Origin of the sequence: Kutzneria sp. NPDC051319 (assembly GCF_040682195.1) — a bacterium.
GTDB lineage: Bacteria > Actinomycetota > Actinomycetes > Mycobacteriales > Pseudonocardiaceae > Kutzneria.
Window position 1 is genome coordinate 368,437 of the sequence record NZ_JBFBAM010000001.1, and the last position, 22,583, is coordinate 391,019.

The 22,583-nt window shown below is 70.0% G+C and carries 26 protein-coding genes; 22 read left to right on the plus strand and 4 right to left on the minus strand.

What is annotated here, in order from left to right:
* Window positions 1-35: 35 nt before the first annotated feature.
* Window positions 36-443 (minus strand): hypothetical protein, encoded by a 408-nt coding sequence (locus tag AB0M73_RS01765; RefSeq protein ID WP_363885598.1) that lies wholly within the window; start codon window positions 441-443, stop codon window positions 36-38.
* Between the two features lie 226 nt (window positions 444-669).
* Here AB0M73_RS01765 and rpmE point away from each other — a divergent pair, with 226 nt between their 5' ends.
* The 5 genes from rpmE to prmC all read left to right on the plus strand — a co-directional run bounded on the left by rpmE (window position 670) and on the right by prmC (window position 5,304).
* Window positions 670-882, plus strand: a complete 213-nt coding sequence (gene rpmE, locus AB0M73_RS01770; RefSeq protein ID WP_043722329.1) for a 50S ribosomal protein L31 — start codon at window positions 670-672, stop codon at window positions 880-882.
* A gap of 472 nt (window positions 883-1,354) precedes the next feature.
* Window positions 1,355-2,698 (plus strand): HAMP domain-containing sensor histidine kinase, encoded by a 1,344-nt coding sequence (locus tag AB0M73_RS01775; RefSeq protein ID WP_363885600.1) that lies wholly within the window; start codon window positions 1,355-1,357, stop codon window positions 2,696-2,698.
* Window positions 2,695-3,333, plus strand: a complete 639-nt coding sequence (locus tag AB0M73_RS01780) for a response regulator transcription factor (RefSeq protein ID WP_363885602.1) — start codon at window positions 2,695-2,697, stop codon at window positions 3,331-3,333. The genes AB0M73_RS01775 and AB0M73_RS01780 overlap by 4 nt, the downstream gene beginning before the upstream one ends.
* 14 nt (window positions 3,334-3,347) lie before the next feature.
* Complete coding sequence (gene prfA / locus AB0M73_RS01785; protein ID WP_363885604.1) at window positions 3,348-4,436, plus strand: peptide chain release factor 1; 1,089 nt, start codon at window positions 3,348-3,350, stop codon at window positions 4,434-4,436.
* The gene (gene prmC / locus AB0M73_RS01790; RefSeq protein WP_363885606.1) at window positions 4,429-5,304 is read left to right on the plus strand and encodes a peptide chain release factor N(5)-glutamine methyltransferase; all 876 of its coding nucleotides are present in this window, start codon (window positions 4,429-4,431) and stop codon (window positions 5,302-5,304) included. The genes prfA and prmC overlap by 8 nt, the downstream gene beginning before the upstream one ends.
* On the opposite strand, the gene AB0M73_RS01795 is transcribed toward prmC, so the two are convergent.
* Window positions 5,285-5,881, minus strand: a complete 597-nt coding sequence (locus AB0M73_RS01795; protein ID WP_363885608.1) for a hypothetical protein — start codon at window positions 5,879-5,881, stop codon at window positions 5,285-5,287. The two genes, prmC and AB0M73_RS01795, sit on opposite strands and share 20 nt — an antisense overlap.
* 58 nt (window positions 5,882-5,939) lie before the next feature.
* Here AB0M73_RS01795 and AB0M73_RS01800 point away from each other — a divergent pair, with 58 nt between their 5' ends.
* From AB0M73_RS01800 to AB0M73_RS01870, 15 genes are all read left to right on the plus strand, one after another.
* On the plus strand, window positions 5,940-6,743 hold the full coding sequence (locus AB0M73_RS01800) for a hypothetical protein (protein ID WP_363885609.1): 804 nt from the start codon (window positions 5,940-5,942) through the stop codon (window positions 6,741-6,743).
* A gap of 140 nt (window positions 6,744-6,883) precedes the next feature.
* On the plus strand, window positions 6,884-7,534 hold the full coding sequence (locus tag AB0M73_RS01805) for an L-threonylcarbamoyladenylate synthase (protein ID WP_043722345.1): 651 nt from the start codon (window positions 6,884-6,886) through the stop codon (window positions 7,532-7,534).
* 106 nt (window positions 7,535-7,640) lie between these two features.
* The gene (locus tag AB0M73_RS01810) at window positions 7,641-8,810 is read left to right on the plus strand and encodes an MraY family glycosyltransferase (protein WP_157495657.1); all 1,170 of its coding nucleotides are present in this window, start codon (window positions 7,641-7,643) and stop codon (window positions 8,808-8,810) included.
* A gap of 370 nt (window positions 8,811-9,180) precedes the next feature.
* Window positions 9,181-9,366, plus strand: coding sequence for an AtpZ/AtpI family protein (locus tag AB0M73_RS01815; protein ID WP_198047383.1), 186 nt, complete (start codon window positions 9,181-9,183; stop codon window positions 9,364-9,366).
* Between the two features lie 17 nt (window positions 9,367-9,383).
* Entirely contained in the window at window positions 9,384-9,797 is a 414-nt protein-coding gene (locus AB0M73_RS01820; RefSeq protein ID WP_052395682.1) for an ATP synthase subunit I, read from the plus strand.
* Complete coding sequence (atpB, locus tag AB0M73_RS01825) at window positions 9,794-10,537, plus strand: F0F1 ATP synthase subunit A (RefSeq protein WP_043722348.1); 744 nt, start codon at window positions 9,794-9,796, stop codon at window positions 10,535-10,537. The genes AB0M73_RS01820 and atpB overlap by 4 nt, the downstream gene beginning before the upstream one ends.
* 76 nt (window positions 10,538-10,613) lie before the next feature.
* On the plus strand, window positions 10,614-10,871 hold the full coding sequence (locus AB0M73_RS01830; RefSeq protein ID WP_043722349.1) for a F0F1 ATP synthase subunit C: 258 nt from the start codon (window positions 10,614-10,616) through the stop codon (window positions 10,869-10,871).
* Between the two features lie 5 nt (window positions 10,872-10,876).
* The gene (locus AB0M73_RS01835; protein WP_043722351.1) at window positions 10,877-11,398 is read left to right on the plus strand and encodes a F0F1 ATP synthase subunit B; all 522 of its coding nucleotides are present in this window, start codon (window positions 10,877-10,879) and stop codon (window positions 11,396-11,398) included.
* A complete protein-coding gene (gene atpF / locus AB0M73_RS01840) occupies window positions 11,398-11,934 on the plus strand; it encodes a F0F1 ATP synthase subunit B (RefSeq protein WP_363885613.1) in 537 nt (178 codons plus the stop codon). Before AB0M73_RS01835 ends, atpF begins: the two co-directional genes overlap by 1 nt.
* A complete protein-coding gene (locus AB0M73_RS01845) occupies window positions 11,934-12,752 on the plus strand; it encodes a F0F1 ATP synthase subunit delta (RefSeq protein ID WP_363885615.1) in 819 nt (272 codons plus the stop codon). Before atpF ends, AB0M73_RS01845 begins: the two co-directional genes overlap by 1 nt.
* Window positions 12,753-12,801: 49 nt before the next feature.
* Entirely contained in the window at window positions 12,802-14,442 is a 1,641-nt protein-coding gene (gene atpA, locus AB0M73_RS01850) for a F0F1 ATP synthase subunit alpha (RefSeq protein WP_363885616.1), read from the plus strand.
* An 8-nt stretch (window positions 14,443-14,450) separates the two neighbouring features.
* Window positions 14,451-15,341 (plus strand): F0F1 ATP synthase subunit gamma, encoded by an 891-nt coding sequence (locus AB0M73_RS01855; protein ID WP_363885618.1) that lies wholly within the window; start codon window positions 14,451-14,453, stop codon window positions 15,339-15,341.
* A 1-nt stretch (window position 15,342) separates the two neighbouring features.
* Complete coding sequence (gene atpD, locus AB0M73_RS01860; protein WP_043722359.1) at window positions 15,343-16,767, plus strand: F0F1 ATP synthase subunit beta; 1,425 nt, start codon at window positions 15,343-15,345, stop codon at window positions 16,765-16,767.
* Between the two features lie 142 nt (window positions 16,768-16,909).
* The gene (locus AB0M73_RS01865; protein WP_363885694.1) at window positions 16,910-17,266 is read left to right on the plus strand and encodes a F0F1 ATP synthase subunit epsilon; all 357 of its coding nucleotides are present in this window, start codon (window positions 16,910-16,912) and stop codon (window positions 17,264-17,266) included.
* Window positions 17,267-17,294: 28 nt separating this feature from the next.
* On the plus strand, window positions 17,295-17,720 hold the full coding sequence (locus AB0M73_RS01870; RefSeq protein ID WP_363885619.1) for a DUF2550 domain-containing protein: 426 nt from the start codon (window positions 17,295-17,297) through the stop codon (window positions 17,718-17,720).
* Window positions 17,721-17,841: 121 nt separating this feature from the next.
* Here the strand turns inward: AB0M73_RS01870 and AB0M73_RS01875 are convergent, their stop codons facing one another.
* Window positions 17,842-18,414 carry a cob(I)yrinic acid a,c-diamide adenosyltransferase gene (locus AB0M73_RS01875; RefSeq protein WP_363885621.1) on the minus strand — a complete coding sequence of 191 codons (573 nt, stop codon included), beginning with the start codon at window positions 18,412-18,414 and terminating at the stop codon, window positions 17,842-17,844.
* Between the two features lie 79 nt (window positions 18,415-18,493).
* On the opposite strand from AB0M73_RS01875, the gene murA reads away from it, so the two are divergent.
* The gene (gene murA, locus AB0M73_RS01880; RefSeq protein WP_363885623.1) at window positions 18,494-19,762 is read left to right on the plus strand and encodes a UDP-N-acetylglucosamine 1-carboxyvinyltransferase; all 1,269 of its coding nucleotides are present in this window, start codon (window positions 18,494-18,496) and stop codon (window positions 19,760-19,762) included.
* A gap of 24 nt (window positions 19,763-19,786) precedes the next feature.
* Here murA and AB0M73_RS01885 read toward each other — a convergent pair whose 3' ends face one another.
* A complete protein-coding gene (locus AB0M73_RS01885; protein WP_363885625.1) occupies window positions 19,787-20,389 on the minus strand; it encodes a hypothetical protein in 603 nt (200 codons plus the stop codon).
* A gap of 199 nt (window positions 20,390-20,588) precedes the next feature.
* Here AB0M73_RS01885 and AB0M73_RS01890 point away from each other — a divergent pair, with 199 nt between their 5' ends.
* The gene (locus AB0M73_RS01890; RefSeq protein WP_363885627.1) at window positions 20,589-22,580 is read left to right on the plus strand and encodes a protein meaA; all 1,992 of its coding nucleotides are present in this window, start codon (window positions 20,589-20,591) and stop codon (window positions 22,578-22,580) included.
* Window positions 22,581-22,583: the final 3 nt, after the last annotated feature.

Below are 22,583 nucleotides of genomic sequence, written 5' to 3' on the forward strand. Positions count from 1 at the left end.
CGGCGATTGCCGTGACCGGAAACGTGAGCGGTCGGTCACGCCTCGTGGTCAGACGAAAGTTGGTAGTCGGCGCGCACCCACAGGCAGACCGCCACCGCCGCGACCGCGGCCGGCGCCCCGATGGCCATGGCCAGCAGGTTGGGCAGGGACAGCCAGCTCAGCCCGATGCCCACGGCCAGCACCAGCACCGGGTAGAACAGCGCGATGCGCCGCAGTCGATGGCGTCGCCCCCAGGTCACGCCGGAGTGCAGCGCCGCCGTCACCGCGGCCGCCGCCCCGAACACCGGCGCGGACAACGGCTGCGTGCCGTCGCCCACCTCCAGTGCCAGCAAGGCGGCGCCCAGCAGACCCAGGACCGTGGCCGTGAACAGCACGGGCACGACCAGCCACAGCGCGACCGGGAGCGGCCGCGCCGGCAAGCAGGCTTCGAGTGCGCACGACACGGGGCACAGTGTGGCGAATGGGCCATTCGGCGGGCGGGTGAGGTCGGTGTATGGCCCGTCGGGGGCGGTCAGCGGGCCGCGCCGAGCGGCGAGTGGTCGACGGGGAACAAACCGACCCACCGGCCTGTTTCAGCAGGTGTCGGGCCATCTGGCAGAATGGATGGTCGAGTAAGGCTCCGGTTCACCCCACGGGGACCCGGCGGCCGCCGATGAGAGGAAAGAGCACATGAGGGCCGGCATTCACCCGGAGTACGTGGAGACCACCGTGACCTGCGGTTGCGGCAACACCTTCACGACCCACAGCACCAAGCGCAACGGCGACATCCACGTCGAGGTCTGCTCCAACTGCCACCCGTTCTACACGGGCAAGCAGAAGATCCTGGACACCGGCGGCCGCGTCGCCCGCTTCGAGGCCCGCTACGGCAAGCGCGCCAAGTAGGTAGGGCCTAGCCAAACGTCTAGAGGGCCCCGTAGCCAGTGGCTGCGGGGCCCTCTCGCGTGAAGACATGGCCCGGATGTGGGTGTGCCCGGGCCCTACCCGTCTGCAAGCGGGCGCGTTCGAGCTGGGAATGTGTTTGGTGCGTGGTGCTGGATACGCCGGGACGGCGCCGGCTGGGGGCTACCGACGCCGCCACGGTCTTGCATCGCCCCGTCGGGGGCTCTCCCGGACCCCGGCGAAGTTGACTCCACAAGACTGCACCCGGCGCCCGGCCCGGCTCATCGTCAAAATTGGGTATCCGCCGACCGGCCGGTAACCGGCTCACGGGATGCATGATGTCTCGGTTGCCGACATTCGTACCCGAATACCGGATAACGCGTCCGGCCGCCCGGTCGATAGGCCGGTTGGTTGAAGCATCATCAAGCGGTCGATCTCCCACGACCGCGCCGACGTTGTGGGCAGGGGGCTGCGCATGACAGGGCAGGCTTGGTTGACACGAATACCGGCGGTCCGCATCCCGGTGGTGGTCGTCGTGCTCGCGACGATCGGTGTCAACCTGTCTCCGGCCCGCACGCTGATCCCGGACCAGGCCGGCCAGCTCATGCTGGTCATCGCCGTGGCCGGTGTCACCGCGTGCGGTGTCGTGATGGCCTATTTCCTGGCGGGCATGGACGACAGGAGAGGTATCGCCGGACTGGCCGCCGCCGTAACGGTCTACGCCCTGGTCGCCCTCCCGGCCACCGTCATCGCCTTCACCAGCGCCGACGCCCAGCACCTGATGGCGTTGCTGCGCACCACCGGCGGCTTCTTCTTCCTGGTGCTGTTGGCCTTCGCCCTGACGCCGGGCCAGCCGGGGCTGACCACCGGCTGGCGGGGCGGCCTGCTCGGCGTGGTGCTGAGCGTGGCCCTGGCCCTGGTGATCGACTCCACCCCGGCGCTCGACGACCTGGCGACCACCGGCGTGCTGGGCCGGTTCCTCATCGTGGCCTGGAGCGCGGTCACGCTGACCTACATCGCGTACGGCATCCGCAACCGCGTGCCCATGGCCTACGGCATCGGCGCCGGCATGGTGGTGGTGGCGATCGCGCAGATCATGCGCGAGACCGGCAACATGGGCCTCGGCGGCGCCAGCCTGCGGGTCTGCGGCGCGGTCATCATGTGCGCGGCGCTGGCCCGCCGGCTACGCGAGCGGTTCCAGACCTCGCAGCTGCGGGTGGACCGCATCGCCGAGCTGGACCACGAGCTGCACAACGTGCTGGCCGGCCTGGACGGCATGACCCACGTGCTCAGCCACGCCGGCAAGGACGACCGGGAGCTGCTCAGCGAGGCCGTCCGCGAGGAGATCGGCCGCCTGCGCAACCTGCTCGACCAGCGGGCCGAGCCGGCCGGCTGCGCCGTCGATCCCGTGCTCACGCGGATCGTGACGCTGCGCCGGACCAACGGCCTCGACGTCGAGCTGGACATCGAGCCCGGCCTGCGCACGACCATGCCGGCCGACGCGTTCGCCCAGGTCGTGACCAACCTGCTGGCCAACTGCGAGCGGCACGCGCCCGGGGCGAAGGTGCAGGTCAAGGCCCGGGCCAACGGCCGGAGCGTGCACGTCGAGGTGCGCGACGACGGCCCCGGCCTGGCCCCGGAGGTCCGCGGCAGGCTGTTCCGGCGCGGCGTGCATGACGAGGCCCGCGGCGGCAGCGGGCTCGGGCTGCACCTGAGCCAGCAGCTCGTCGGCGCGTCCGGCGGATCGCTGTCCCTGCGGCCCGCCGACGACGGCCACGGCACCGTCGCGGCGCTGGCCGTGCCTGCGGGCCGCCCGTGAAGCCACCCGTCCTGGTGATCGACGATCACGCGATCGTGGCCACCTCACTGGTGTTGGCGTTGCGGGGACAGGGCATTCCGGCCCGACGGTGCCCGGTGACCTCCGAGGCGGCGATCATCGCCGAGGCGGAGACCGGCGAGCCCGGCCTCGCGCTGCTGGACATGGACCTCGGCCTCGACGTCGACGGCGCCGACCTGGTGATGCCGCTGCGGGCCGCGGGTTGGAAGGTGCTGGTGGTGACCGGGTCGTCCAGCCGCAACCGCATCGCCGCCGCGGTGGTGGCCGGCGCGATCGGCTGGGTGTCCAAGGCCGCGCCGTTCGAGCAGCTCGTCCAGGCCGCGGCGGCCGCGGTCAACGGCCGCTCGATGCTGACCGAGCAGGAGCGCCGCGAGCTGCACGAACTCAACCGCGGCGACCACGACCGGACCCGCCTGCTCGACCGGCTGACCGCCCGCGAGCGCGAGGTCCTCGACCGCCTTGCCGCAGGTCAGCGCGCCGCCAAGGTGGCCGAGGAGTTCGTCGTGTCGGTGGCCACGGTGCGCAGCCAGATCCGGTCGATCCTGGCCAAGCTGGAGGTCGGCTCGCAGCTGGAGGCCGTCGCGCTGGCCCGATCGGGTGGCAGCTCCGGTCGTTAGGCAGACTAGGGAGTGTGACCAGACCCGTCCCTGAGGCCCTTGAGGCGCTGCTGACCGAGTACGTCGAGCTGGAGGTGCGGCTCGCCGACCCCTCGGTGCACGCCGATCAGGCGACGGCACGCAAGCTCGGACGTCGTTACTCCGAGCTGACGCCGGTGGTGCGCACCATCCGCGAGCTGGAGCAGGTGCGCAACGACATCAGCGCGGCCGAGGAGCTGGCGGGCGAGGACTCGACGTTCGCCGCCGAGGCCGAACAGCTGCGCGAGCGGATCCCGCAGCTGGAGAACCGGCTGACCGAGCTGCTGCTGCCCCGCGACCCGCACGACGGCTCCGATGTCGTGATGGAGGTCAAGTCGGGGGAGGGCGGCGAGGAGTCGGCCCTGTTCGCCTCCGATCTGGTGCGGATGTACCTGCGCTACGCCGAGAAGCACGGCTGGAAGGCCGAGATGCTCGACGCCACCGACTCGGATCTGGGCGGCTACAAGGACGCCACGCTGGTGATCAAGTCGAAGGGCAACGACCTCGACGGCGTCTGGGCGCGGCTGAAGTTCGAGGGCGGCGTGCACCGCGTGCAGCGGGTGCCGGTGACCGAGTCGCAGGGCCGCATCCACACCTCGGCCGCCGGCGTGCTGGTCTACCCGGAGGTCGAGGACGTCGAGGACGTCGAGATCGACGAGAAGGACCTGCGGGTGGACGTGTTCCGCTCGTCCGGGCACGGCGGCCAGAGCGTCAACACCACCGACTCGGCGGTGCGCATCACCCACCTGCCCACCGGCATCGTGGTGTCCTGCCAGAACGAGCGCTCGCAGCTGCAGAACAAGGCCCGCGCCATGGAGGTGCTGAAGTCCCGGCTGCAGGCGCTGGCCGAGGAGAAGGCCCAGCAGGACGCGTCCGCCAACCGCCGCAGCCAGGTCCGCACGGTGGACCGCTCCGAGCGGATCCGGACGTACAACTACCCGGAGAACCGGATCTCCGACCACCGCATCAACTTCAAGGCGCACAACCTGGACCTGGTGCTGGCCGGCGAGCTGGACCCGCTGCTGGACGCGCTGGCCGTGGCCGACCGGGCCGAGCGGCTGGCCTCAGTGGGCAGCAATGGCTGACGTGCGCCACCGCCAGCCCCTGCGGCTGGCCATTCTCGACGCGGAGCGCATCCTGTCCGCGGCCGGCATCGACAGCGCGCGCTGGGACGCCGAGGAGATCGCCGCCCACGTGGTCGGCGTGGAGCGGATGAAGCTGCCGTTGGTGCCGCTGGTCGACCCGCAGGTGATCGACGGCATCGGCAAGCTCGTGCACCAGCGGGCCAAGCGGATCCCCTTGCAGCACCTGCTGGGTTGGGCCCCGCTGGGACCGATCACAGTGGACGTCGGGCCCGGCGTTTTCGTGCCACGGCCGGAGACCGAGCTGCTGCTGGAGTGGGGATTGGCTCAGCTGCAAGGCAAGTCTCGCCCAGTGGTGGTCGACCTGTGCACCGGATCCGCCGCTTTGGCCTTGGCGGTAGCGCATTCCCGGCCCGACGCCGTCGTGCACGCGGTGGAGATGGACCGCTCCGCGCTGGCCTGGGCCCGCCGCAACGCCGACAAGCAGGCCACCGCCGGCGACACCCCGATCCGGCTGCACTCGGCCGACGTCACCACGCCCGGCATTCTGTCCGAAATGGACGGTGCGGTCGACCTCGTGCTGTGCAATCCCCCTTACGTGCCAATGGGAACCGCGGTGCCGCCCGAGGTTGCCGACCACGATCCCGTGCAGGCGGTGTTCTCCGGCGGCGACGGGCTCGACGTCATCCGGCACGTCGTCGCGCTGGCCGCCCGGCTGCTCGCTCCCGGCGGCGGCGTCGCCATCGAGCACGACGACACCCAGGGCGAGTCCGTGCCGGCCCTGTTGGCCTCACGGCGGGTCCTGACCGAGGTGATGGACCACCCCGACCTGGCCGGTCGCCCCCGGTTCGCTACCGCACGGCGGAGCTAGCGACCATCTTGTCGAACAGGGGCGACGTCTGCGCCCAGGTGGCCGCCGGGGCCGAGGCGTAGACGTCGTACTGGGTGCCCTTGGCGTTCCAGTACAGGATCTTCACGTGCCGCGGCTGGCCGTTGAGGGTATAGGTGAACTCCCACAGCACGGCCGGGTTGTCCTGGAGCTTCTGCTGGCTCATCTGGACCCGCTGGTAACCCGGTTGGGTGGACCACGACTGCTTCTCGTAGGCGGTCAGCCAGGTGTAGAGGTCGGCCTCGCCGGCCACGCCCTGGTAGCGCACGAAGCGGCCGCTGGCCCCGCCGTGCTGGGGGTCGTCGGCCTGGAAGCCGTTGCGGATGGGGCTGACCGTCCACCCGTCGGGGATCACCGTGACCAGCCCCGAAGGGCCGCTGACCTGCTGAAACCCTGCCGGCGGGCCGGCGGCGGCGGTGGTCGACGGGGCCGGGGCGGCGGCCGGCGTGCCGGCGACCGCGGTGCTGCCGTGCGCGGCCAGCAGCGTGACGCCGATCAGGCCGCCGGCGACCAGGTAGCCGACCGCCGCGACCAGCGCCAGCTGTAGTGGAGTGCGCACGGCCCTCCCCGTCCGGAAGAATGCGAGCCGAGCAAAGCCTACTGAGCGAGGTCCGCGGATGGGCAACGAGTGGCAGGCCGGCCGGGAGTGGAAGGACATCTCCACCAAGTGGCGGCTGGTGCCGGCGGGGCTGCGTTCGTCGCGTCCGGAAGATCCGTTCGCGCAGGGCTGGCTAGCCCTGGAGACCGGCGACCTCCAGCGGGCCCAGCCGCTGTTCGAGGAGGCGTGCCGGGTCCGCGGCGACGGCAACGACTACGTCGCCCTCGGTGACGTCCACGTGGCCCGCCGGCAGTGGGCGGCCGCCGAAGCCCAGTTCCAGCGGGCCCTGGTCGTCGCCCCGCTGTCCATTCTCGCCGTGCTCGGGCTGGCCCTGGTCCGCGCGGCCACCGGCCAGGGCGAGACCGCCGTCGCCGAGCTGGACGTGTTGGCCCGCACCCGCAAGGGCGATCCCGTCATCGGCTACTACCTGGCCGTGGCGCTGCTGGCCCGCACTGTCGAGGTGCGGACCGAGACCGGCGACGGCCGCCTGCTCATCGGCGACGCCAAGCAGCTGGAGCAGTGCGAGGACCTGGCCCAGCGGGTGGCCGTCTCCGGCACCGACGACCCCGAGCTCCTGTCCGCCGCCCGCGCCCTGCTGGACGAGACCCGGTCCGGCCGCGAGTGGATCTGGACCGCCCCCCGCAACGCCGGCTTCCTCGGCGGTGTCGCCGGGGTCTTCGGCGTGGCCCCCATCATCATCGGCGGCCTGCTCGACAGCTGGCCCCTGGTGCTGGCCGGCCTGCTCATCGGCGCCGCCGCCGTGTTCTACGCCGTGTACCAGTACCGCCGCCAACGCTGGCAACTCCGTGCCCTGAGCCGCTGACCCCATTGCGATCACCCCCATTGCCTCCCCCCATTGACGAGGCATCCCACTTTTGTCACATGTGCCGCTGGGAGTCGCATGTGGCGTCGGGGTGGGGGTGCGGGAGGGTCGCGGCAATGTCTCTGCGACGATCCTTCACCGTGAGCACTGTTTATGACTGTTCCCGGCAGGACAGCCGCGAGGCGGGACTGGCTGCGGCGGCCGGCGCGGTCCGCTCGGGCCGTCTGGTGGTGCTGCCCACGGACACGCTGTACGGCATCGGCTGCGACGCGTTCGACGCGGCGGCGGTGCGGTCGCTGCTGGAGGCCAAGGGGCGCGGGCCGGACATGCCGATCCCGGTGCTGGTCGGCTCCTGGCAGACGATCGACGGCCTGGTCTTCTCCGTCCCGACCCAGGCCCGGCAGCTGATCGAGGCGTTCTGGCCGGGCGGCCTGTCGCTCGTGCTCAACCACGCCCCCTCGCTGAACTGGGACCTGGGCGAGACCCGCGGCACGGTGATGCTGCGCATGCCGCTGCACCCGGTGGCGATCGAGCTGCTGCGCGAGGTGGGCCCGATGGCGGTGTCCAGCGCCAACCGCAGCGGCCACGCGCCGGCGACGACGGCGGCGGACGCGCAGGCGCAGCTGGCCGACTCGGTGGCGGTGTACCTGGACGGCGGCGTGGCGGACAAGGGCGTCGCCTCGACGATCCTGGACCTCACCGGCGCGAAGCCGCTGGTGCTGCGCGAAGGCGCGGTCACGGTGGCGGAGCTGAACGAGGTGCTCGGCGAGGACGTCGTCACCACCGCGTGATCAACTAGCCCCCGGACCGGGGGCGACCCGGATGGCGGTAGCGTTGTAGTCGTCTCTTTTCCTTTCGCCGCGAGCAAACAAGGAGCGACAGCACGCCGTGGGCAACCTGCTGCAGACCCCGGCCGCCGGCCTGCTGCCCGTCCGGGAGTACCTCCTCGTCGGGCTCACCGCCGCGGCGGTGACGTTCCTGCTCACCGGGCTCGTTCGCGTCATCGCGATCCGTGTCGGCGCCGCGCACGCACCGCGCGCCCGCGACGTCCACGTCACGCCGATCCCGAAGCTGGGCGGCATGGCGATGTACGCGGGTGTGCTGGCGGCGATGCTGCTGGCACACCAGCTGCCGGTGCTGCGCGTCGCCTACACGTATTCGCTGGCGCCGTGGGGTGTGGTGCTGGCCGGCCTGCTCATCACGCTGGTCGGCGCCATCGACGACCGCTTCGAGCTGGACTCGCTGACCAAGCTGTCCGGCCAGGTGACCGCGGCCGGCGTGCTGGTGCTGTTCGGCGTGCAGTGGCTGGCGTTCTGGGTGCCGTGGGACGGGTTGAACGGCAGCTACGGCTCGGTGCTGGTGCTCGGCCCCAGCCAGGGCGCGCTGCTGACCATGCTGCTGACCGTCACGATGATCAACGCGATGAACTTCGTCGACGGCCTCGACGGCCTTGCCGCCGGCATCGGCTTCATCGCCGCCGCGGCCACCTGCGCCTTCTCGCTCGGCCTGCTCAGCCAGCGCAACGGCGACGCGCACCTGTACCCGCCGGCGCTCATCTCGGCCGCGCTGGCCGGCGCCTGTCTGGGCTTCCTGCCGCACAACTTCAATCCGGCCAAGATATTCATGGGCGACTCGGGCTCCATGCTGATCGGCCTGATGCTGGCCGCGGCCAGCACCTCGCAGGCCGGCGACCTGAACTACTCGGTGGCCGACCCGCGCGACCTGATCGCGCTGCTGACCCCGCTGATCGTGGTGGCGGCCGTGCTGTTCGTGCCGCTGCTGGACCTGATCATGGCCATCATCCGGCGCACCCGTAAGGGCCTGAGCATCGGCAGCGCCGACAAGATGCACCTGCACCACCGTTTCCTGGAGATCGGCCACTCGCAGCGCCGCGCGGTGCTGCTGATCTACCTGTGGGCCGGGCTGATCGCCTTCGGCGCGGTGGCGCTGGCCTTCGCCCCGGTCGAGGTGGTGATCTTCGGCGTCGCCGCTGGACTGCTGCTCGCGCTCGGGGTCTCCGCGGTGCCGCGGTTCAAGGCGGCCCGCGCCGCCGCACGCGGCAACTAGGTCCATATCGGGCGAATTGTCAATACTGGCGGGGGAATTAACGAACCCGAGCTTGCCCCCGCGCGTATAGTCCTTGGGGTTGCAGACTCGCTGGACGCACCACGAGCCCGTCTCTTAGGGCCCGTGGCAGTGGCGTCCGTACGCTGTGGTAGCGTTCGCCGTGTCTCCGAACGACGGGGACCTGCCGACCCAGTGACCGCCCGGAACTCCGAGGTCACGGCCGACACAAAGCTCGGACGGCGCCGCTACGACGAGGAGCTGCCCTTGACTGCACGTCATCTCTCCGCGCGCTCTGCCGGATAGCGACAGCCGTCCTGTCATGTCCGCCAACGAGCCCAGCGACGGCCGACCGGAAGCCGGACGGCCGAGCATGTGGAGCCTGATCGGAATGGGCTCCGGCGTCGTGGGTCTTGTCGTCGGCGGGGTCGGGCTCGGATGGTGGCTGGATTCCGTCCTTCACACCGTTCCGCTGTTCGTGTTCATCGGCTTGGCCGTCGGCATGGTCAGTGCCTGGGTATTCGCCTACGCCAAGCTCCGCAAGTTCCTGAAACAATGAGGTTCGAGGGGAAAAGCATGTCAGCCGGGGAAGCTGCGTCGCCCACTCCCATCCACGTCCAGCGGATCATCGATCTGAAGCGTCCGCTGTTGATGGCGGCCGCGATGGCGGTGCTGGCGCTCGTCGCGTCGGGTCTGCTGGGCCACATCCTGATGGGCGTCTTCGGCGTCGTCGGCCTCGCGCTCGGCCTGCTCAACACCCGCCTTGTCCAGCGTTCCGTCGGCAAGGTGACGGTCACCGAGAACCCGAACAAGAAGGCGCTGGCCTTCTCCGCGCTGGGCCGGCTCGCCATCATCACCGCGATCGCCATCGGGATCTACTTCCTGGTGCGGCCGGACGGCATCGGGATCTTCCTCGGCCTCGCGGTCTTCCAGCTCATCATGATCGCCAGTACCTCGGCATCGGCAGTGAAGGGGCTTCGCCAGCAATGACGACGCAGAATCTGGCCGCGTCGCAGATCGAGGTCGGACAGCACCTGTTCCGCTTCGAGCTGTTCGGCATGACGTTCAACGGGGACACGTTGCTGGCCAGCGCGGTCGCCGCCGCGGTGCTGATCGTGCTCGCGTTCGTGTTGCGGGCGAAGATCACCTCCGGCGTGCCCGGTGGTGTGCAGCTGTTCTTCGAGACCGTCACCGGCGCCGCGCGCACACAGGTCGAGAACCTGATCGGGCTGAAGGTCGCGCCCTTCGTGCTGCCGCTGTCGATGGCGCTGTTCCTGTACATCCTGATCGCCAACTGGCTGGCCGTGCTGCCGGTGCAGATCGGCGGGCACGACATCATCCCGCCGCCGGCGTCGGACACCAACTTCACCTACGCCCTCGCGCTGCTGGTCTTCGTCTGGTACCACGTCGCCGGCGCCCGGCGCCGCGGCGCCGGGAAGCACCTGGTGCAGCTGGCCAAGGGTCACGTCAGCGCGCTCGCCCCGTTGAACCTCGTCGAGGAGCTGTCCAAGCCGATCTCGCTCTCGCTGCGACTTTTCGGCAACGTCTTCGGCGGCACCATCATGGTGTCCCTGATCATGGGCATGTTCCCGGCGTACATCCTGTGGGCGCCCAACGTGGTCTGGAAGCTCTTCGACCTGTTCGTCGGACTGATCCAGGCATTCATCTTCGCCCTGCTGACTATTCTCTACTTCAGTCAGTCCATGGAGCTGGAGGAGGACCACCACTGATCCCCCCGACAGCTCTCTGCTTGGCTTAGTACGACATTCACCACAGGCATCAAAGAAATATTCGATTAGGAGAGTCATGGCTGACCTCAACAGCGCCATCATCACCGCTGGCGCCTACATCGGTGGCGGTCTCATCCTCGGTGGTGGCGCGATCGGCGCCGGTATCGGTGACGGTATCGCTGGTAGCCAGTTCATCGCCGGTGTTGCCCGCCAGCCGGAGGCCCAGGGCCGCCTGTTCCTCCCGTTCTTCATCACCGTGGGTCTGGTCGAGGCCGCGTACTTCATCAACCTGGCGTTCATGGCCCTCATCGTGTTCTCCCAGCCGGGGGCCTGATCTCCATGCATGACAAGGTTCTCGCGGCTGGGGACAACTTCCTCATTCCCAACGGCACCTTCATCGGCGAGCTCGTCATCTTCGCCATCGTCCTGCTGGTCATTTGGCGCTTCGTGCTGCCGCCGGTGCAGAAGGCGCTGAAGGACCGCGAGGACATGGTCCGCAAGGAGGCGGAGCAGTCGCGTGCGGCTGCCGAGCGCTTCGAGCAGGCCCAGGTGAAGTACAACGAGGCGTTGGCCGAGGCCCGTGCCGAATCCGCGTCGATCCGGGACGACGCGCGGGCCGAGGGCCAGCGCATCCTGGACGACATGCGGCAGCGGGCGCAGGCCGAGGCCGACCAGATCGTGCAGCGGGGCGACGAGCAGTTGGCCGCGCAGCGCGCTCAGGTCCTCGCCGAGTTGCGGACCCACGTCGGTGAGCTGTCCACGTCGTTGGCCGGTCGGGTCGTCGGTGGCGAACTCGCCCCCGCGACGCGCGGCAACGCCAACGTCGACCGGATTCTCGGCGAGCTGGAGGGGAACAGCTGATGGACGAGGTTCTCGCGTACATCGCTGAGCTCGTCGCGTTCGCGATCATCATCTTCTTCGTCATGCGGTACATCGTGCCGCCGGCGCGCAAGGCGATGCGGGCTCAGCAGGAGACCATCAAGGCCCAGATCGAGCGGGCCGAGCAGACCGAGAAGCGGCTGGCCGTCGCCGAGGCGAAGTACGCCGACGCGGTGGTCGAGGCCCGCCAGGAGGCGGCGAAGATCCGCGACAACGCGCGGGCCGACGCGCAGCGGATCGTCGAGGAGATGCGCGTTCAGGCCGACCGCGAGGTCGAGCGCATCCGGGTGCGCGGCGAGGAAGAACTCGCCAACCGCCGCCAGCACCTCATGCGCGAGCTGCACGCCTACCTCGGCCAGCGTTCGGTCGAGGTGGCCGACCGCCTGGTCGGGGAGCACCTGGCCGACGCGGGCGCCCGCAGCGCCACCGTCGACCGGTTCCTGGACGAGCTGGACGCGATGTCCGCCCGTGACGAGGCGGCCGAGCGGTCGCTGGTCGCGAGCAAGGGGGAGAGCTGATGCACGCCGCAAGTCGTGAGGCGCTCGCGGCGGCCGAGCTGCGGCTGCTGGACGTCATCGACGGCGCCGACGACCAGGGCCTGGTGGCGCTGGGCGAGGAGCTGTTCGCGGTCGTCCGGCTGCTGATCGACGAGCACGCGCTGCGCCGCGCCGTCTCGGACCCCGCGTCCGAGCCGGCGGCCCGTGAGGGTCTGGTCCGCGGCCTGCTGGCCAGCAAGGTCGGCGAGGGCGCGCTCAAGGTGCTGTCGGCGGCCGTCACGGCCCGCTGGTCGAGCGCCCGCGAGCTGCTGGACGGCCTGGAGTCGCTGGCCCGCACCGCGTTGCTGGTGCGTGCCGAGCGCGGCGACCGGCTGGACGCGGTCGAGGACGAGCTGTTCCGGCTGGGCCGGATCATCGCCGGCCAGATGGCGCTGGCGCAGGTCCTCGGCGGCAGCGGCGGCAGCTCGGCCGGCAAGGCCGCGCTGGTCGACACGCTGCTGGCCGGCAAGGTCGAGCCGGTCACCGAGATCCTGGTGCGCCAGCTGGTGACCACGCCGCGCGGCCGCGACATCGTCGCCGGCCTCGAGGAGCTCACCGCGGTCGCCGCCCGGCGCCGCGAGCGCTCCGTCGCCTACGTGCGGTCGGCCGTCGAGCTGACCGCCGCGCAGGTGGACCGGCTGGCGACCGCACTGCAGCGGATCTACGGCCGCCAGGTGATGCCGCACGTCGAGATCGATCCGACGGTGCGCGGCGGACTGGTGGTCAGGGTCGGGGACGAGGTCATCGACGGCAGCGTCGCCGGCCAGCTCGACCTGCTGCGACGCAATCTGGCCGGCTGAGTCGGCTCCAAACGTTAGATGCCCAGAGCGAAGTGAGAGCAGGAACGACATGGCGGAGCTGACGATCTCGTCGGACGAGATCCGCAGTGCGATCGAGAACTACGTCTCCAGCTACTCCCCGGACGTCAACCGGGAAGAGGTCGGCACCGTCACCGCGACGGGTGATGGCATCGCCTTTGTCGAGGGCCTGCCTTCCGCTGTGACCAACGAGCTGCTGGAGTTCCCGGGCGGCGTCCTCGGTGTCGCGCTCAACCTGGACGTGCGCGAGATCGGCACGGTCATCCTCGGCGGCTACGAGACGATCGAGGAGGGTCAGGAGGTCAAGCGGACCGGCAAGGTTCTCTCGGTGCCGGTCGGCGACGGCTTCCTCGGCCGCGTGGTGAACCCGCTCGGCCAGCCGATCGACGGCCTCGGCGACATCGTGGCCGACGACGAGCGCGTGCTCGAGCTGCAGGCCGCGACCGTGATGGAGCGCCAGCCCGTCAAGGAGCCGCTGCAGACCGGCATCAAGTCGATCGACTCGCAGACGCCGATCGGCCGCGGCCAGCGCCAGCTGATCATCGGCGACCGCAAGACCGGCAAGACCACGGTCTGCATCGACACGATCATCAACCAGAAGCAGGCCTGGGAGTCGGGCGACCCCAAGCAGCAGGTCCGCTGCGTGTACGTCGCCATCGGCCAGAAGGGCTCCACCATCGCCGCCGTGAAGACGGCGCTGGAGGACGCGGGCGCGCTGGAGTACACCACCATCGTCGCCGCCCCGGCGTCCGACCCGGCCGGCTTCAAGTGGCTGGCCCCGTACACCGGCTCGGCCATCGGCCAGCACTGGATGTACCAGGGCAAGCACGTCCTGATCGTGTTCGACGACCTGACCAAGCAGGCCGAGGCCTACCGGGCCATCTCGCTGCTGCTGCGCCGTCCGCCGGGCCGCGAGGCCTACCCGGGCGACGTCTTCTACTTGCACTCCCGCCTGCTGGAGCGCTGCGCGAAGCTGTCCGACGAGCTGGGCGCGGGCTCGATGACCGGTCTGCCGATCATCGAGACGAAGGCCAACGACATCTCGGCCTACATCCCGACCAACGTCATCTCGATCACCGACGGCCAGTGCTTCCTGGAGTCCGACCTGTTCAACCAGGGTCAGCGCCCGGCGGTCAACGTCGGTGTGTCGGTCTCCCGGGTCGGCGGCTCGGCCCAGATCAAGGCCATGCGCAAGGTGGCCGGCTCGCTGCGTCTGGACCTGTCCCAGTACCGGGAGCTGGAGGCGTTCGCCGCCTTCGCCTCCGACCTGGACGACGTGTCCAAGGCCCAGCTGGCCCGCGGCGCGCGGCTGTACGAGCTGCTCAAGCAGCCCGCCTACAGCCCGTTCCCGGTCGAGGAGCAGGTCGCGTCGATCTTCCTCGGCACCCGCGGCCACCTGGACTCGGTGCCGATCGAGGACGTCCGCCGCTTCGAGGCCGACTTCCTCGAGCACCTGCGGCACAACGAGGCCGGCATCCTCTCCGAGATCCGCGACACCCGGGACCTCTCCTCGGACAACGAGGAGCGCCTGGTGAAGGCGATCGCCACGTTCAAGAAGGGCTTCACCGCCTCCGACGGCTCCTCGGTCGTCGAGCACCCGGCGGACGCCATGGACGCGGACGAGGTCGGCCACGAGTCCGTTACCGTCAACCGGCCCGCGCCGAAGAAGTGACGTGACCCATGCCAGCTGAGATTCGGATCCTTCGGCAGAAGATCAAGGCGGTCAAGTCGACCCAGAAGATCACTCGTGCCTACGAGCTGATCGCCACCTCGCGCCTGCCCAAGGCGCAGCAGCGGATGGCCGCGGCGCGGCCGTACGCCGAGGAGATCACCCGCGCGCTGACCGAACTCGCCACCGCCTCCACGCTCGACCACCCGCTGCTGGTGGCCCGGCCGGAGCCGAAGCGGGCCGCGGTGCTCGTGGTGACCAGTGACAAGGGCATGTGCGGCGCCTACAACTCCTCGGTGCTCAAGCGGGCCGAGGAATTGCAGTCGCTGCTGCGCGAGCAGGGCAAGACGCCGGTGCTGTACGTGATCGGCCGCAAGGGCATGACGTACTACAACTTCCGCAACCGGGAGTTGACCGGGTCCTGGTACGGCGTGTCCGACCAGCCGACCTACGCCGCGGCGGCCGAGGCCGGCCAGGCGCTGGTCGAGTCGTTCATGTCCGAGGAGGGCGTGGACGAGGTGCACGTGGTGTACACCGAGTTCAAGTCGATGCTGACGCAGACCCCGGTGGCCAAGCAGGTCGCGCCGCTCGAGGTCGAGTACAACGAGGAGCCGACCACGTCGCGCACCTCGTACGAGTTCGAGCCGGAGGCCGAGCAGCTGCTCGGCGCGTTGCTGCCGAAGTACATCAACACGCGCCTGTTCTCGGCGCTGTTGGACGCGGCGGCGTCCGAGCTGGCGTCGCGCCAGCGGGCCATGAAGGCGGCCACGGACAACGCGAACGACCTGCTCCGCGACTACAGCCGCCAGGCCAACGCGGCCCGCCAGGCCCAGATCACCCAGGAGATCAGCGAGATCGTCGGTGGCGCCAACGCCCTGGCGGACGCAGGAAGTGATGACTGAGATGACTACCGCTACCGCCAGCTCGACCGGGCGCATCGCGCGCGTCCTCGGCGCCGTCGTGGACGTCGAGTTCCCCCGCGGCGCCGTCCCCGAGCTCTTCAACGCCCTGACCGTGCAGGTCGACACCGCCGGCATCAACCGCCTGCTGACCCTGGAGGTCGCCCAGCACCTGGGTGACAACCTGGTCCGCACCATCTCGATGCAGCCCACCGACGGTCTGGTCCGCGGCCACGCCGTGACCGACCTGGGCAAGCCGATCTCGGTGCCGGTCGGCGACGTCGTCAAGGGCCACATCTTCAACGCCCTGGGCCAGTGCCTCGACCAGCCCGGCTACGCGGACGACGCCGAGCACTGGGGCATCCACCGCAAGGCGCCGGCGTTCGACAAGCTCGAAGGCCGCACCGAGATGCTGGAGACCGGCCTCAAGGTGATCGACCTGCTCACCCCGTACGTGCAGGGTGGCAAGATCGGCCTGTTCGGCGGCGCCGGCGTGGGCAAGACGGTGCTCATCAAGGAGATGATCATCCGTGTCGCCCGGAACTTCGGTGGCACCTCGGTGTTCGCCGGTGTCGGCGAGCGCACCCGTGAGGGCAACGACCTCATCCTGGAGATGACCGAGGACGGCGTCATCAACGACACCGCCCTGGTCTTCGGCCAGATGGACGAGCCGCCGGGCACGCGTCTTCGCGTCGCCCTGTCCGCGCTGACCATGGCGGAGTACTTCCGCGATGTGCAGAACCAGGACGTGCTGCTGTTCATCGACAACATCTTCCGGTTCACCCAGGCCGGCTCCGAGGTCTCCACGCTGCTCGGCCGCATGCCGTCCGCCGTGGGTTACCAGCCCACGCTGGCCGACGAGATGGGCGAGCTCCAGGAGCGCATCACCTCGACCCGTGGCCGGTCGATCACCTCGATGCAGGCGATCTACGTGCCCGCCGACGACTACACCGACCCGGCGCCGGCCACCACCTTCGCCCACCTGGACGCCACCACCGAGCTCTCGCGTGTGGTGTTCTCCAAGGGCATCTTCCCCGCGGTGGACCCGCTCGTGTCCACCTCGACCATCCTCAACCCGGCCATCGTCGGCGAGGAGCACTACCGCGTCGCCCGCGAGGTCGTCCGGTTGCTGCAGAAGTACAAGGACCTGCAGGACATCATCGCCATCCTCGGCATCGACGAGCTGTCGGAAGAGGACAAGGTGACGGTGCAGCGGGCCCGGCGCATCGAGCGCTTCCTGTCGCAGAACATGTACTCCGCCGAGCAGTTCACCGGTCAGCCCGGCTCGACCGTGCCGCTCAAGGAGAGCATCGAGGCGTTCGACCGGATCGCCAAGGGCGACTTCGACCACTACCCCGAGCAGGCGTTCTTCATGTGCGGCGGCCTCGAGGACCTGGAGAAGAAGTACAAGGAGCTCACGGGTAAGTGAGTTTCCGCGGCGGGGGTGTCGGGGTGAGCCCGGCGCCCCCGCCGCGTTCACCGCTGGGCCACAGTGAAGGTGCGGCCCAACGACACTCTGTAACCAGTAGAATCGGTCCTCGAGGTCGACGAAGGAGATGAACGTGGCCGAGATGTCCGTCGAGTTGGTCGCCGTTGAGCGTCGTCTGTGGTCGGGCCAGGCCACGATGGTGCTCGCGCGGACGATCGAGGGCGAGATCGGCATCCTGCCTCGCCACATTCCGCTGCTGGGCCAGCTGGTCGACGGCCACGCCGTGGAGATCCGCACCACGGATGGCGAGGTAGTGCGCGCCGCCGTGCACGGTGGCTTCATCTCGATCAGCGACCGCGGCGTCAGCATTCTCGCCGAGTCCGCGGAGCTGGCCGACGAGATCGACGTCAACGCCGCCCGAGCGGGACTGGACAGCGACGACGAGTCGGAGCGGACCAGAGCAGCCGCCCAGCTGCGCGCCGCAGGCCAGACGGTCTGAGCCGGGCTGACGGGGCGGGGCCGTGGACATGACTTGGATCGTGACAGTGGTCCTCGTCGTCACGGCCGGGGGGCTGGGCCTGCTGGCCTGGCGCCGGTTGCGGCTGTTGCGCGCCGGCGGTGTGCACGTGGCCCTGCGGGGCCGCAAGGACGACAGCGGCCGGGGATGGCAGCTGGGTGTCGGCCGCTATCGCGGTGACGAGTTCGTCTGGTACCGGGTGCTGTCTGTGCGCGGCGGCCCGGACAAGGTGATCCGCCGCGACGGCCTGGAGATCGACGCCCGCCGCGAGCCCACCGGCCCGGAGACCTACTCGATGCCCCTGGGCTCCATGGTGATCAGCTGCCACGGCCCCGACGGCACCGTAGAAATAGCCATGGGCGTGGACGCCATGACGGGTTTCCTGTCGTGGCTCGAATCCAGCCCCCCCGGCAGCGCCATCCCCTGGGCCAGCTAGCGAGTCACGTTCTCAGGCTTGAGAGTTACGTCCTCGGGACACCGCCGCGCGACGCAACCACGCGCACAACGTCCCGAGGGCGTAACTCGCGCTGCCTGAGAGCGTGACTCGCGGGGGTTTGCTAGGCGTTCTCGCCCCTCACCCAGAGGACGTCGCCGTCGGGGTTGGCGTAGCGGGCGAGGATGAAGAGCAGGTCGGACAGGCGGTTGAGGTACTTGGCGGCCAGGATGTTGGTCGCCTCCGGCTCGTCCTCCAGCAGGGCCCAGGTGGCCCGCTCGGCCCGCCGGGTGACGGTGCGGGCCTGGTGCAGCAACGCCGCCCCGGGCGTGCCGCCGTTGAGGATGAACGAGTCCAGCTTGGACAGGTCGGCGTTGTAGCGGTCGCACCAGCCCTCCAGCCGGTCCACGTACGACTGCGTGATGCGCTGCAGCGGGTACGGCGGATCGGGCACGATGGGCGTGCAGAGGTCGGCTCCGACGTCGAAAAGGTCATTCTGGATCTTGCGGAGCAACCCGGGGAGCTCCTCGGGCAACTGACCGAGTGCGATGGCCACCCCGATGGCCGCGTTGGTCTCGTCGACGTCGGCGTAGGCGGCCAGCCGGGGCGAGGTCTTCGGCACGCGGCTGAAGTCACCGAGCGCGGTGGTGCCGTCGTCGCCGACACGGGTGTAGATGCGGGTCAGGTGCACGGACATACCCGGACCCTAGGCCTTTTCGCGTTTCCGTACGATGGTCGGCGGCTCTCGCCGGGTCGAAGACGCTAGGAGATACAGGTTGAGCGAGCACTTCAGGGTCCAGGGCGGGGCACGGCTGGTCGGCACGGTCGACGTCGTCGGCGCCAAGAACAGCGTGTTGAAGCTGATGGCCGCGGCCCTGCTGGCCGAGGGCACGACCACGCTCACCAACTGCCCGGAGATCCTCGACGTGCCGCTGATGGCGGACGTGCTGCGGGACCTGGGCTGCGAGGTGGTGGTGGACGGCGCGACCGTCACCATCACCACACCGGCCCAGCTCAACCACGAGGCCACCTCCCCGTCGGTGGGCAAGCTGCGGGCCTCCGTGTGCGTGCTGGGCCCCCTGGTGGGCCGCTGCAAGCGCGCGGTGGTGGCGCTGCCCGGCGGCGACGCGATCGGCCAGCGGCCGCTGGACATGCACCAGAGCGGCCTGCGCCAGCTCGGCGCGTCCAGCACGATCGAGCACGGCAACGTGGTGGCGGAGGCCGAGGACCTGCGCGGCGCCCAGATCTGGCTGGACTTCCCGAGCGTGGGGGCCACCGAGAACATCCTCATGGCGGCGGTGCTGGCCAACGGCACCACGGTCATCGACAACGCCGCCCGTGAGCCGGAGATGATCGACCTCTGCACGATGCTGGTGCAGATGGGGGCCAAGATCGAGGGCGCCGGCACCTCGACGCTGACCGTGCACGGCGTGAGCAAGCTGGAGCCGACCGAGCACCGGGTCATCGGCGACCGGATCGTCGGCGCCACCTGGGGCTTCGCCGCCGCCGTCACCCGGGGCGACATCACCGTGCGCGGCGTCGACCCGCACCACCTCGACCTCGTGCTGGAGAAGCTGCGCATGGCCGGCGCGGACGTCTCGCTGGTCGACAACGGCTTCCGCGTGGTGATGAGCCAGCGGCCCAAGGCGGTCGACTTCGTGACGCTGCCCTACCCGGGCTTCGCCACCGACCTCCAGCCCTTCGCCATCGCCATGGCCGCGGTGGCCGACGGCACCTCGATGATCACCGAGAACCTGTTCGAGTCCCGGTTCCGGTTCATCGAGGAGATGGTCCGCATGGGCGCGGACGCCCGCACCGACGGCCACCACGCCGTCGTGCGCGGCCTGGAGCGGCTGTCGGCCGCCCCGGTGTGGGCCTCGGACATCCGCGCCGGCGTGGGCCTGGTGCTGGGCGCGCTGTGCGCCGACGGCGTCACCGACGTGTGGGACGTCTTCCACATCGACCGCGGCTACCCGCAGTTCGTGGAGAACATGCAGCGCCTCGGCGGCAACGTGCAGCGGGTGGCCGCGGCGTCGGAGCAGTAAGCCCCGACGCCGACGGCTGCCGGATCAGATCTGGTACGCCTTGTCGCGGGCCAGGGCCAGCTGCTGGTTCACGGTCAGCGGGAAGGTCTTGTGGAGCGCGCCCACGGGCTCGCCGCCGTCCCGCGACGGCAGGTAGTTGTGGTCCTGCACCAGGACGAGCGTGCCGTCGGCGCGCAGGTTCTCCACGAACCTGGTGGTGGCGGTGCCGCCGGCGGTCTGCTCGTCGTACTCCAGGACGTACGTGTGCGAGCCGTTGGTCTCGTGCACCTGGCTGCACCGGGTCACCTTGTCGCAGCCCTGCTGGAGCGCGCTGAGCGTGGTCGGGCCGGAGACCTGGATGTAGACGTTCTCGCCGCCGTTGTCGTCGCTGAACCAGACCTGGCCGCCCAGGTAGCTCTGGCCGCCGAACTGGCTGACCCGATCGTTGCCGAAGTCGGACAGGTCGACGTCGTGGGTGCCCGGGACCAGCTTCGGGAACACGGCGGCGGTGTGCTCGCGGTTGAGCGTCTGCTGGGCGTAGAGCTGGTCCCAGGTCGGCTGGCCGGCCGGCGCGGCCGACGCCATTGCGGCGGGCACGGTGAGCAGGGCGAACGCGGCGGCGACGGCGGAGGCAGTGCGGACAATCACGGTGATCCCCTCGGATCGATGATCATTACGTGAGGGGAGACGCCGTGGTTTTCGGGCCGGTTGTCGCGCCCGCTGTGACCGGTTTCGGTTGCACGGCCGGCGTGACCATCTTCATCGATCGTGTGAGGAAGTCCACCGGGTAAACGATGTTACCCGCCAGTACGCTGGGTCGACACGATGCCGTGACCGGAGGTGGGCCGTGCCGTACCCGTCCGATCGTGACCGCGATCGCCCCTGGGTGATGCGGACGTATGCCGGCCACTCCTCGGCCGCCGCGTCCAACGCGCTCTACCGGCGCAACCTGGCCAAGGGGCAGACCGGCCTGTCGGTGGCGTTCGACCTGCCGACCCAGACCGGCTACGACTCCGACCACGAGCTGGCCCGGGGCGAGGTCGGCAAGGTCGGCGTGCCCATCGCCCACATCGGCGACATGCGCCAGCTGTTCGACCAGATCCCCATGGCCGACGCCAACACGTCCATGACCATCAACGCCACCGCGATGTGGCTGCTGGCCCTGTACGTGAGCGTCGCCCGTGAGGACGGCGCCGATGTGGCCAAGCTGGCCGGCACCACGCAGAACGACATCATCAAGGAGTACCTGTCCCGCGGCACCTACGTGTTCCCGCCCGGGCCGAGCCTGCGGCTGATCACCGACATGGTCGCGTGGACCGTGGCCAACGTGCCGAAGTGGAACCCGATCAACGTCTGCTCGTACCACCTGCAGGAGGCCGGCGCGACGCCCGTGCAGGAGATCGCCTACGCCATGTGCACGGCGATCGCGGTGCTGGACGCGGTCCGCGACTCCGGGCAGGTGCCGCCCGACCGCATGGGCGACGTGGTCGCCCGCATCTCCTTCTTCGTCAACGCCGGCGTGCGTTTCGTCGAGGAGATGTGCAAGATGCGGGCGTTCGCGGCGCTGTGGGACGAGATCACCCGCGACCGCTACGGCATCGAGGACCCCAAGCAGCGCCGGTTCCGCTATGGCGTGCAGGTCAACTCGCTGGGGCTGACCGAGGCGCAGCCGGAGAACAACGTGCAGCGCATCGTGCTGGAGATGCTGGCGGTGTCGCTGTCCCGCGACGCCCGCGCCCGGGCCATCCAGCTGCCGGCGTGGAACGAGGCGCTCGGCCTGCCGCGGCCGTGGGACCAGCAGTGGGCCCTGCGCATGCAGCAGGTGCTGGCCTACGAGACGGATCTGCTGGAGTACGAGGACATCTTCGACGGCTCGCACGTGGTGCAGGCCAAGGTGGACGAGCTGCTGGCCGGGGCCCGCGACGAGATCGACCGCGTGCAGGCCATGGGCGGCGCGGTGGCCGCCGTGGAGAGCGGCTACATGAAGTCCTCGCTGGTGAGCTCGCTGGCCGAGCGCCGTCGGCGGCTGGAGGCCGGCGAGGACGTGATCGTCGGCGTGAACAAGTTCGACACCAGCGAACCGTCGCCGCTGCAGGCCGAGGGCGCGAAGGCCATCGAGACCATCGACCCGGCGGTGGAGAAGCAGGCCGTCGAGGCGTTGCAACGGTGGCGGGCGTCGCGGGACAACGCCGCCGCGGAGGCGTCGCTGGTCGCCCTGCGGGATGCCGCCAAGACCGACGAGAACCTCATGGAAGCCAGCCTCGCCTGCGCCCAAGCCGGGGTGACGACCGGCGAGTGGGCGGCCGCGCTGCGCGAGGCCTTCGGCGAATACCGGGCCCCCACCGGTGTTTCCGGCGCCGCAGCCGGCGGCGAGGCCGGCTCGGCCATCTCCGCCGTTCGGGAACGCGTGCGGGAGACCGGCCGTGAGATCGGGGAGCGGCTGCGGGTCCTGGTCGGCAAGCCCGGTCTCGACGGCCATTCCAACGGGGCCGAGCAAATCGCCGTGCGGGCCCGTGACGTCGGCTTCGAGGTCATCTACCAGGGGATCCGGCTCACACCCGCCCAGATCGTCGCCGCCGCTGTCCAGGAGGACGTGCACATCGTCGGCCTGTCCGTGCTGTCCGGCTCGCACCTGGAGGTCGTGCCGGCCGTGGTCGAGGGCCTGCGGGCCGCCGGCGCCGGCGACGTGCCGGTCATCGTCGGCGGCATCATTCCCCCCGATGACGCCGCCGCCCTGGCCGCTCAGGGCGTGGCCCGCGTCTTCACCCCCAAGGACTACGAGCTCACCCAGATCATGGACGAGATCGTCACCGTCATCCGCCAAGCCCACGGCCTCTGAGTT